Genomic DNA, 8,594 nt, shown 5'->3' with positions numbered 1-8,594 from the left:
CAGCAGTTGGGTGACGAGCTCCTGAAACGTAATGTCCTTGAAGACATCTGATTTATGCACTCGCTTGCACAGGGCGGCAAACCTTGGCTCGATTCGAATCTTGTAAGTCGCCTCGTCGCGACTCGCGCGAATGCGCTTGCAGCGGGTGACGATGCCGTTGAAGGTAGCGGCCGCATGATCGACGGGCTCGAAGTAGTTCACTGAGGGTACGGCGACCCGCTCGTCGATTTGCAGACCCGCGCGCCGCCCGACCACCAGCTTGCCGTCGATATCGAGCAGTGACGAGGTCGCGGTCACTTCGACCTTGTAGTCGCCGCAGAACTTTGCCTTGACCTTGAATCTAAGTACGTCGAGGTGGAGATCGAGCGTACCGATCCATATGCTTAGTTGCTGCGTGAGGCGCGCGCCTGGATGGCTCAGTGCGTCTGTCAGCGTCTTCGTTACAGCGTTCATTCGCATTCCTATCGAAACAGGTGGGACGATAGGCGATCCACGCCCCCGCACCTTCGTAGGAATTTAGGGTTGTAACAGGGAGACGTCAATGAATAATGTGATCAATCCACATAAATCAGATTATTCCGGCGGTCTCGCCATTGCACTTCACGCCCTGCCGATTTGAAGAAAAATGTATAAACGTCGAGCCGTCGATTTAAAACTAGCTCGCTCGTCGTAAGGTGTGAGCGCCGCACTCGCTCACCCATCAAGCCCACACGGAGCACTTACATGCGATTCATGATGCTGATGATCCCGCACGGCTACGAGAACGCCGAGCCCGGCACGATGCCGAGCGCAGAAGCCGTCGCCGCGATGATGAAGTACAACGAAGACCTGCAGAAGGCGGGCGTGCTGCTCGCGCTCGACGGGCTGCATCCGCCGTCGATGGGCGCGCGCGTCACGTTCGAAGGCGGCAAGCCGCGCGTCACCGACGGCCCGTTCGCCGAAGCGAAGGAAGTGCTCGGCGGCTACTGGATGATCCAGGTGAGTTCGCGCGAAGAAGCGATCGAATGGGCGAAGCGCTGCCCGGCATCGCCGAACGAAATGATCGAAGTGCGGCAGGTGCAGGAGTTCGGCGACTTCCCGCCCGATGTGCAGAAAGCCGCCGCAGGCTTCGACGACATGCAGAAAGCGGCGAAACGCTAACGCGCGTTCATTGCACTCTCAACGCGGAACGCCCGTGATGTAGATCGGCGTTTGCGTGGAAAGCGATTGCTTCACGGCGCGGCCGGTGTCGTCGACGAGCACTTCTTCCTCGTCACGCTCGATCGCCGCGAGCACCTGTTCGACCACGCTCGCCGGCGATGTCTTCGGCGCCGTGACTTCCGCGACCATGTCGGTGTCGATGTAGCCGGGATGCACGCCGACGACCAGCGTGCCCTGCCCGCGCAACTCGTCGCGCAACGCGTTGGTCACCGCCCACGCCGCCGACTTCGACACGCTATACGCGCCGCCATCCGGCAACACGACCCAGCTCAGCACCGACAGCACGTTGACCACCGCCCCGCCGCCATTCTTCCTGAGCATGGGCGCGAAGGCCTGCGTCACATTGAGCGGCCCGATCGCGTTCACTTCGATGAGATCGCGCACGCCTTGCGTCGATGCGTGATCGAGCAGCGCGCCGCGCGTCAACGCGCCCGCGTTATTGATGACCACTTGCACGTCCGCGTACTTCGCCGCGGCCTGCGCGATGTCGGCGGCATTCGTGACATCGAGCCTGATCGCTTGCGCGCCTTCGATATCGACGCTATCCGGATTGCGCGCCGCCGCATAGACTTTCGACGCGCCCGCGTCCAGCAACGACTTCACGAACTGCTTGCCGAGGCCGCGATTCGCGCCCGTGACGAGAACGACCTTTCCTTTGATCTGCATGACGGCTTCTCCATAGTGCATATGCACTTTTAATGACTCAAAAAAGCCCGCGCGGATGCGGGCCACGATTCAGTTCAACTCACTCCATCGCGGTCAATTCGAAGAGCGACTTGCGCAACGCTTTCGCGCGCTTTTCGCCGACCTTCGCTTCGAATTCCGCCTGCGCCGCGCGCCATTGCTGCACGCCTTGCGCAAGCATGACCTTGCCCGCCGCCGTCAGCGTGAGACCGACCGCGCGCGAATTCGGCGATTGCGGCTCCATCTCGACGATGCCATCGCGCTGAAGCGGCTTCAGCGCACGCACGAGCGTGGTGCGGTCCATCACCATCGATTCGGCAAGTTCCGCCATCTGCACGCCCGGCCTGCGATCGATCGACGCGATCAGCGTGAATTGCGCCGACGTAATCCCGATCACGCTCATATGCCGCTCATAAAGCTGCGACACATAGCGCGCGGCCTGACGAATGGCAAAGCAGTTGCAGTCCAGAGGAGACGAGTTCGATGTCATGGGATGCAGCTTAATTGTGTATATGCACAATCGTCAAGCGCGGCGTTTCTATCGCTTCGATAGACGCGGCACAAATCGTCGTGTGCTGCGAGATGATGAAACGCGCGTGGCCGCATCCGACTTGCGAGAGCGCGTGATCGCGCCTGTGCCGAAATCCGCATTCAGTCCGTGACGATTCGACAAGACGCGGCGAATTTGGCTTCCTACATTGCGCATGTCCGCCGTCCTGGCGAGGGGAATTCCGTCTTGCCGGCGGCTAATTGGTCGTGTTCCATGCGGTGGTCACGCATAAATGCGGCGGCCACGTTCGATTGGATTGCCAAACCACAACAGGAGAGGAAACCATGCGTATCCGTACGAACCTCAAACCGGCGGCATGGCTGGCGGCCTGCGCCATCGCCGCTTTCGCCGTCGCGCCGATGACGGCCGCAGCCGAAGACGTCACGGTGAAAGTCGGTTTCGCCGCGCCGCTCACCGGCGCGAATGCGGGTTACGGAAAGGATCTCCAAAACGGCGTGCAACTCGCGCTAGACGAAGCCAACGCGAAGAAAATCAGCATCGGCGGGAAAACGGCGAAGTTCGAGATCGCGGCGGAAGACGATCAGGCCGATCCGCGCGTCGGCGTGCAGGCGGCGCAGAAACTGGTCGATGACGGCGTCGCGGTCGTCGTCGGCCACTTCAATTCGGGCACCACGCTGCCCGCCTCGCCCATCTACAACAACGCCGGCATCCCGATGATCGATCCGGCCGCGACCAATCCCACGATCACCACGCGCGGCCTCGAGAACGTCTTCACGGTCATTTCGAGCGATGCGCAGAACGCGGGCAACGCCGGCGTCTACGCGGTGACGACGACGAAGGCGAAGCGCATCGCGATCATCGACGATCGCACGGCCTTCGGTCAGGGCGAAGCCGACGAGTTCGAGAAGGCGGTGAAGGCGAAGGGCGGCAACATCGTCGCGCGCGAATTCAGCGACAACCAGACCGTCGATTTCAGCGCGCAGCTCACGCGCCTGAAGGCCGCGAACGCGGATCTCATCTTTTTCGGCGGGCTGGATCGTCAGGCGGCGGCCGTCGTCAAGCGCATGAAGCAGCTCGGCGTGAACGCGCAGTTCGTGGGCGGCGGCGGCGTGATGGACGCGGATTTCCTCAAGCTCGCGGGCGATGCCGCCGAAGGCGCGCAGGCCTGGGAATACGGCAGTCCGCTCGACAAGCTGCCGCAAGGCAAGGCGTTCGGCGACAAGTTCCAGAAGCGCTTCGGCGTCGCGATTCTTTCGTATGCGCCGTTCGGCTACGACGCCGCGTGGGCCGCCATCCACGCCATGGAGAAGGCGAATTCCGCCGATCCGAAGGTGTATCGGCCGGCGCTGAAGAAGATTTCCTTCGAAGGCATTACCGGCCCGATCGCGTTCGACGACAAGGGCGCGCTGAAGAACGCGTCATCGACGCTGTATCAGGTGAAGAACGGACAGTGGGAAACCATCGTCACGAAGCACGGGATGTAGCGTGCAGCCGCTCGCGCGTCGTCGCGGCTTCGCTTTCGAGCCATTCCGCGAACTGCTGCAAGGCGGGCGACGGCGCCGGCCGCTCCGGATACACGAGGCAGTAGGCCGCGCCGCTCGGCACGCGCAGCGGGAACGGCGCGATCACGCGTTTCGCGCGCAAGTCTTCCTCGATCAGCGAAACATCGCCGATGGTCACGCCAAGCCCCTGCATCGCGGATGAGATGGCGAGGTCGAGCGTATCGAAATGCTGCGCCTTCGTGGACGGCAAACCGGCGTAGCCATACGCGCCGAGCCACAAGAGCCAGTCCCGGCGATCGCGCGTGGGGTGCAGCAGCGTCTTGCCGGCGAGGTCGTCGGGCGTGGGCGTCGCGTTCCTGCGCGGCTTCCAGAGTTCGGGCGCGCACACGGGCGTGAGCACTTCGTCGAAGAGATGATGCACGGTCACGCCTTTCATCGACGAAGCGACGCCCGGCACGCCGAACACGATGGCGGCATCGAAATGTTCGGCGTTGAACTCGACGCCATGCGACACCGACGCCGTCACTTCCACCACCAGTTCCGGCCGCTCGTTCTGCAGGCGGATCACGCGCGGCAAGACCCAGCGCATCGCGCACGTCGGGCATTTCACGCGCAGCGTGCCGGACTGGCTGCCGCTCTTGGCGAGCGCGTCGCCGATCTGCGCGAAAGCCTGCTGCAATGGCGCGACGAGCAGCGCGCCGTGTTGCGTGAGCGCGAGGCCGCGCGCCTGCCGCACGAACAGCGCGTAGCCGAGATGCGCCTCCAGCCCCGAGATCTGCCGGCTGACCGCGCCTTGCGTGACGTTGAGCACGTCGGCGGCGCGCGTGAAATTCAGCTTCTGGGCGACCACCAGAAAGGTCTTGAGCACGTCGAGGGAAGGCAGCGGTTTCATCGGGTTTTTGGCGAGTAGCCATGATCGGCAAGCATGGCTAGTATGACAAAGTTTCGATTGTCGGCGCTTTATTGCCGCGGTTGAATCGCCGGAACGCAATCTGGAGTCACCCGTCGTGCAAAGCGCCTGCATTCCCGAGTCGAAACTGCCGAACGTCGGCACAACCATTTTCACCGTCATCGGCCAGCTCGCCGATGAACACGGTGCGCTCAACCTGTCGCAAGGCGCGCCGAACTTCGCCTGCGATCCGAAGCTCGTCGAAGCCGTCACGCGAGCCATGCAGGCAGGACATAACCAGTACTCGCCGATGGCAGGCGTCTTCGCGCTGCGCGAGGCGATCGCGCTGAAAACGCAGAAGCTCTACGGCGCGCAGTACGATCCGGGCACGGAAGTGACGGTCGTCGCGAGCGCGAGCGAAGGCCTGTACGCGACGATCAGCGGGCTCGTGCACCCCGGCGACGAGGTGATCTACTTCGAGCCGTCGTTCGACAGCTACGCGCCGATCGTGCAGCTTCAGGGCGCGACGCCGATCGCGATCAAGCTGTCGGCTGCGGATTTCAGCATCGACTGGGACGAAGTCGCGGCCGCCATCACGCCGAAGACGCGCATGATTCTCGTCAACACGCCGCACAATCCGACAGGCAGCGCGTTCACGTCCACGGACATCGAGCGGCTCACGGCGCTCACGCGCGGCACGAAGATCGTGGTGCTCTCGGACGAAGTGTACGAGCACGTCGTATTCGACGGCGCGCTGCATCACGGCATGGCGCGTTATCCGGAGCTGGCGGAACGCAGCGTGATCGTGTCGTCGTTCGGCAAGTCGTATCACGTGACCGGCTGGCGCGTCGGCTATTGTCTCGCGCCCGCCGCGCTGACCGCCGAGCTTCGCAAGGTTCACCAGTTCATGACTTTTTCCGCCGATACGCCGATGCAGATGGCGTTCGCCGAAGCGCTCGCGGACGAATCGAGCTATCTGCATCTCGGGCCGTTTTATCAGCACAAGCGCGACGTGCTGGCGAAGGCGCTCGAAGGTTCGCGTTTCGAGCTATTGCCGAGCGCGGGCAGCTTCTTCATGCTGGCGCGTTACAGCGGCATCTCGGACGAGCGCGACAGCGACTTCGTGCTGCGGCTCATTCGCGAGGCGCGCGTCGCAACCATTCCGCTGTCGGCGTTTTATACCGACGGCACCGACAATCGCCTCATTCGTCTTTCCTTCGCGAAGGACGACGACACGCTCATCGAAGGCGCGCGCCGCCTTTGCCTGATTTAGCCTTGTTTCCCGGAGACCATTACGATGAAGAAGAACCACATTGCGGCCGCGCTCGTTTTCGCATGCTCCATCGCGAGCGGCATCGCGCATGCCGCCGACACGCTGCGTTTCGGCCTTGAAGCGCAATATCCGCCGTTCGAATCGAAGTCGGCGACGGGTGAGCTGGAAGGGCTGGACATCGACGTCGGCAACGCGGTCTGCGCCGCCGCGAAGATGCAGTGCAAGTGGGTCGAGACCTCGTTCGACGGCCTCATTCCCGCGCTGCAGGGCCGCAAGTTCGACGCGATCAACTCCGCGATGAACGCCACCGAACAGCGCCGCCAGGCGATCGATTTCACGACGGTCGTGTATCGCGTGCCGACGCAACTGATCGCCAAGGCGGGCAGCGGCATCGAGCCGACGGCGGCATCGCTGAAAGGCAAGAGCGTGGGCGTGCTGCAAGGCTCGATTCAGGAGACGTTCGCCAAGGCGCACTGGGAGAACGAAGGCGTGAAGGTCGTGCCGTATCAGGACCAGAACCAGGTCTATACGGACCTGAAATCCGGGCGCCTCGATGCGACGCTCGTGCTCGCGCCCGCCGGACAAAGCGGCTTTCTCTCGAAGCCGGACGGCCAGGGCTTCGCGTTCGTCGGCGCGCCGGTGCGGGACGACAAGATTCTCGGCAGCGGCATTGCGTACGGCATCCGCAAGGGCGACGATGCGCTCAAGACCAAGCTGAACGCGGCAATCGCCAAGGTCAAGGCGGACGGGACCATCGACAAGTACGCGAAGAAGTATCTGGGCAATATCGATATTTCGGCGAAGTAAGCCAACGCATGCGCGGTGGCGGCGCCGCGCGTGCGACGCGTCATAGCTGGAGGCATCGTCCGCCTGGCCAGCAACATTCGCTGACAACAGGCACACTTGCGGATCGACCAACCCGCCGCGGCCCGAATGTCGCGGCGCTTTCATTGGAAACGCATGAGCACGCCGCCGTCAGCCAACGCCGCGCCGCCCGCCGCGCCGCCGCTTCAAGGCGCGCAACTCGTCCTCGCCACGTTCGCCGTGGCGCTCGCGACCTTCATGAACGTGCTGGATTCGTCGATCGCGAACGTCGCGATTCCGACGATCTCCGGCAATCTCGGCGTGTCCGTCAACGAAGGCACGTGGGTCATCACCGTGTTCGCGGCATCGAACGCGGTTTCGATTCCGCTCACAGGCTGGCTCACGCAGCGGCTCGGGCAGATCCGGCTGTTCGTCGGCGCGATCCTGATGTTCGTGCTGTCGTCGTGGCTGTGCGGGCTCGCGCCGAATCTGCCGGTGCTGCTGGTGGCGCGCGTGCTGCAGGGCGCGGTCGCCGGGCCGCTCATTCCGCTTTCGCAGGCGATTCTGCTCGGCTCATATCCGAAGGAGAAATCGTCGATGGCGCTCGCGCTCTGGGCGATGACCGCGACGGTCGGCCCGATCGCCGGCCCCGCGCTCGGCGGCTGGATCACCGACAGCTATTCGTGGTCGTGGATCTTCTACATCAACATTCCGGTCGGCATTTTCGCGGCGGGCGTGACGTGGATCATCTACCGCGATCGCGAATCGCCGACGCGCAAGGCGCCCATCGACGTGATCGGCCTCGGGCTGCTCGTCACGTGGGTCGCGTCGCTGCAGATCATGCTTGACAAGGGACGGGACCTCGACTGGTTCTCGTCGCCGGTGATCGTCGTGCTCGGGGTCATCGCGGCCATCGCGTTCGCGTTTTTCGTCGCGTGGGAGCTGACGGAGGCGAATCCCGTCGTCGATCTGAAGCTCTTCGCCGGGCGCAATTTCTTCGGCGGCACGGTGGCGATATCGGTCGCGTATGGCGTGTTCTTCGGCAATCTCGTGCTTCTGCCGCAATGGATGCAGCAGTATCTCAACTACCGTTCCGTCGATGCCGGTCTCGTCACCGCGCCGCTCGGCGTGTTCGCGGTGATCCTCGCGCCGGTGATGGGCAAGGTGCTGCCGCGCAGCGACGCCCGCGTGATCGCGACGATGGCGTTCGTCGGCTTCGCGTTCGTGTTCTGGCTGCGCTCGAAGTATGTGATCGAGATCGACACCTTCCATCTCGTGCTGCCGACGTTGCTGCAAGGCATCCCGATGGCGATGTTCTTCGTGCCGCTCACGGCGATCGTGCTGTCGGGCTTGCCGCCATCGAAAATTCCGGCGGCGGCGGGATTATCGAACTTCGCGCGCGTGTTTTGCGGCGCGGTAGGGACGTCGCTCGCGGGCAATGCGTGGGATAACCGCATCGCGCTGCATCACGAGCGGCTCACCGAGCAGGCGAACATCTATAACCCGGCGTTCCTGCAGTCGCTGGGGATGTCGCAATCGACGCTCGATATCAGCGAAGCCCAGGCGCGCGGCATGTTCAATTTCACCGTCAACTCGCAAGCCGCGATGATGGGGCTGAACGATATCTTTCTGATCTCGGCGGTGATTTTCATCCTGATCATTCCGCTGATCTGGATTACCAAGGTGGCGAAAGGCGGTGGAGGCGGGGCGGCGGCGGGGGCGCATTGAGTG

At 63.2% G+C, this 8,594-nt stretch carries 9 protein-coding genes; 5 read left to right on the top strand and 4 right to left on the bottom strand.

The window, feature by feature from the left end; genetic code table 11:
• The coding region (locus tag AWB72_RS19215; protein ID WP_208863157.1) for a contractile injection system protein, VgrG/Pvc8 family at positions 1-453 on the bottom strand (453 nt) is incomplete at its 3' end.
• 270 nt (positions 454-723) lie between these two features.
• Between AWB72_RS19215 and AWB72_RS19210 the strand changes: the two genes are divergently transcribed.
• Entirely contained in the window at positions 724-1,140 is a 417-nt protein-coding gene (locus AWB72_RS19210; protein ID WP_040049691.1) for a YciI family protein, read from the top strand.
• Positions 1,141-1,158: 18 nt separating this feature from the next.
• Here the strand turns inward: AWB72_RS19210 and AWB72_RS19205 are convergent, their stop codons facing one another.
• On the bottom strand, positions 1,159-1,866 hold the full coding sequence (locus AWB72_RS19205) for an SDR family oxidoreductase (RefSeq protein ID WP_040049713.1): 708 nt from the start codon (positions 1,864-1,866) through the stop codon (positions 1,159-1,161).
• 79 nt (positions 1,867-1,945) lie between these two features.
• The gene (locus tag AWB72_RS19200) at positions 1,946-2,374 is read right to left on the bottom strand and encodes a MarR family winged helix-turn-helix transcriptional regulator (RefSeq protein WP_040049690.1); all 429 of its coding nucleotides are present in this window, start codon (positions 2,372-2,374) and stop codon (positions 1,946-1,948) included.
• Positions 2,375-2,718: 344 nt separating this feature from the next.
• On the opposite strand from AWB72_RS19200, the gene AWB72_RS19195 reads away from it, so the two are divergent.
• Positions 2,719-3,879: a branched-chain amino acid ABC transporter substrate-binding protein gene (locus tag AWB72_RS19195; RefSeq protein WP_040049689.1), complete on the top strand. Its 1,161-nt coding sequence runs from the start codon at positions 2,719-2,721 to the stop codon at positions 3,877-3,879.
• On the opposite strand, the gene AWB72_RS19190 is transcribed toward AWB72_RS19195, so the two are convergent.
• On the bottom strand, positions 3,860-4,789 hold the full coding sequence (locus AWB72_RS19190; protein ID WP_040049688.1) for a LysR substrate-binding domain-containing protein: 930 nt from the start codon (positions 4,787-4,789) through the stop codon (positions 3,860-3,862). The two genes, AWB72_RS19195 and AWB72_RS19190, sit on opposite strands and share 20 nt — an antisense overlap.
• 115 nt (positions 4,790-4,904) lie before the next feature.
• Between AWB72_RS19190 and AWB72_RS19185 the strand changes: the two genes are divergently transcribed.
• The 3 genes from AWB72_RS19185 to AWB72_RS19175 all read left to right on the top strand — a co-directional run bounded on the left by AWB72_RS19185 (position 4,905) and on the right by AWB72_RS19175 (position 8,591).
• A complete protein-coding gene (locus AWB72_RS19185) occupies positions 4,905-6,059 on the top strand; it encodes a methionine aminotransferase (protein WP_040049687.1) in 1,155 nt (384 codons plus the stop codon).
• Between the two features lie 24 nt (positions 6,060-6,083).
• On the top strand, positions 6,084-6,866 hold the full coding sequence (locus AWB72_RS19180) for an ABC transporter substrate-binding protein (RefSeq protein ID WP_040049686.1): 783 nt from the start codon (positions 6,084-6,086) through the stop codon (positions 6,864-6,866).
• Positions 6,867-7,019: 153 nt separating this feature from the next.
• The gene (locus tag AWB72_RS19175) at positions 7,020-8,591 is read left to right on the top strand and encodes a DHA2 family efflux MFS transporter permease subunit (RefSeq protein ID WP_040049712.1); all 1,572 of its coding nucleotides are present in this window, start codon (positions 7,020-7,022) and stop codon (positions 8,589-8,591) included.
• The last annotated feature ends 3 nt before the right edge of the window (positions 8,592-8,594 follow it).

The sequence above is a fragment of the Caballeronia concitans genome (genome assembly GCF_001544615.1).
In the GTDB taxonomy this organism is placed as follows: Bacteria; Pseudomonadota; Gammaproteobacteria; order Burkholderiales; family Burkholderiaceae; genus Caballeronia; species Caballeronia concitans.
The sequence above is the reverse complement of the archived record's forward strand: the minus strand, read 5'-3'. Positions and strand labels throughout refer to the sequence as shown.

Coding starts and splice junctions, on each gene's coding strand:
- AWB72_RS19195 (WP_040049689.1), top strand. CDS start 2,719: ATGCGTATCCGTACGAACCTCAAACCGGCGGCATGGCTGGCGGCCTGC.
- AWB72_RS19175 (WP_040049712.1), top strand. CDS start 7,020: ATGAGCACGCCGCCGTCAGCCAACGCCGCGCCGCCCGCCGCGCCGCCG.
- AWB72_RS19210 (WP_040049691.1), top strand. CDS start 724: ATGCGATTCATGATGCTGATGATCCCGCACGGCTACGAGAACGCCGAG.
- AWB72_RS19200 (WP_040049690.1), bottom strand. CDS start 2,374: ATGACATCGAACTCGTCTCCTCTGGACTGCAACTGCTTTGCCATTCGT.
- AWB72_RS19190 (WP_040049688.1), bottom strand. CDS start 4,789: ATGAAACCGCTGCCTTCCCTCGACGTGCTCAAGACCTTTCTGGTGGTC.
- AWB72_RS19180 (WP_040049686.1), top strand. CDS start 6,084: ATGAAGAAGAACCACATTGCGGCCGCGCTCGTTTTCGCATGCTCCATC.
- AWB72_RS19205 (WP_040049713.1), bottom strand. CDS start 1,866: ATGCAGATCAAAGGAAAGGTCGTTCTCGTCACGGGCGCGAATCGCGGC.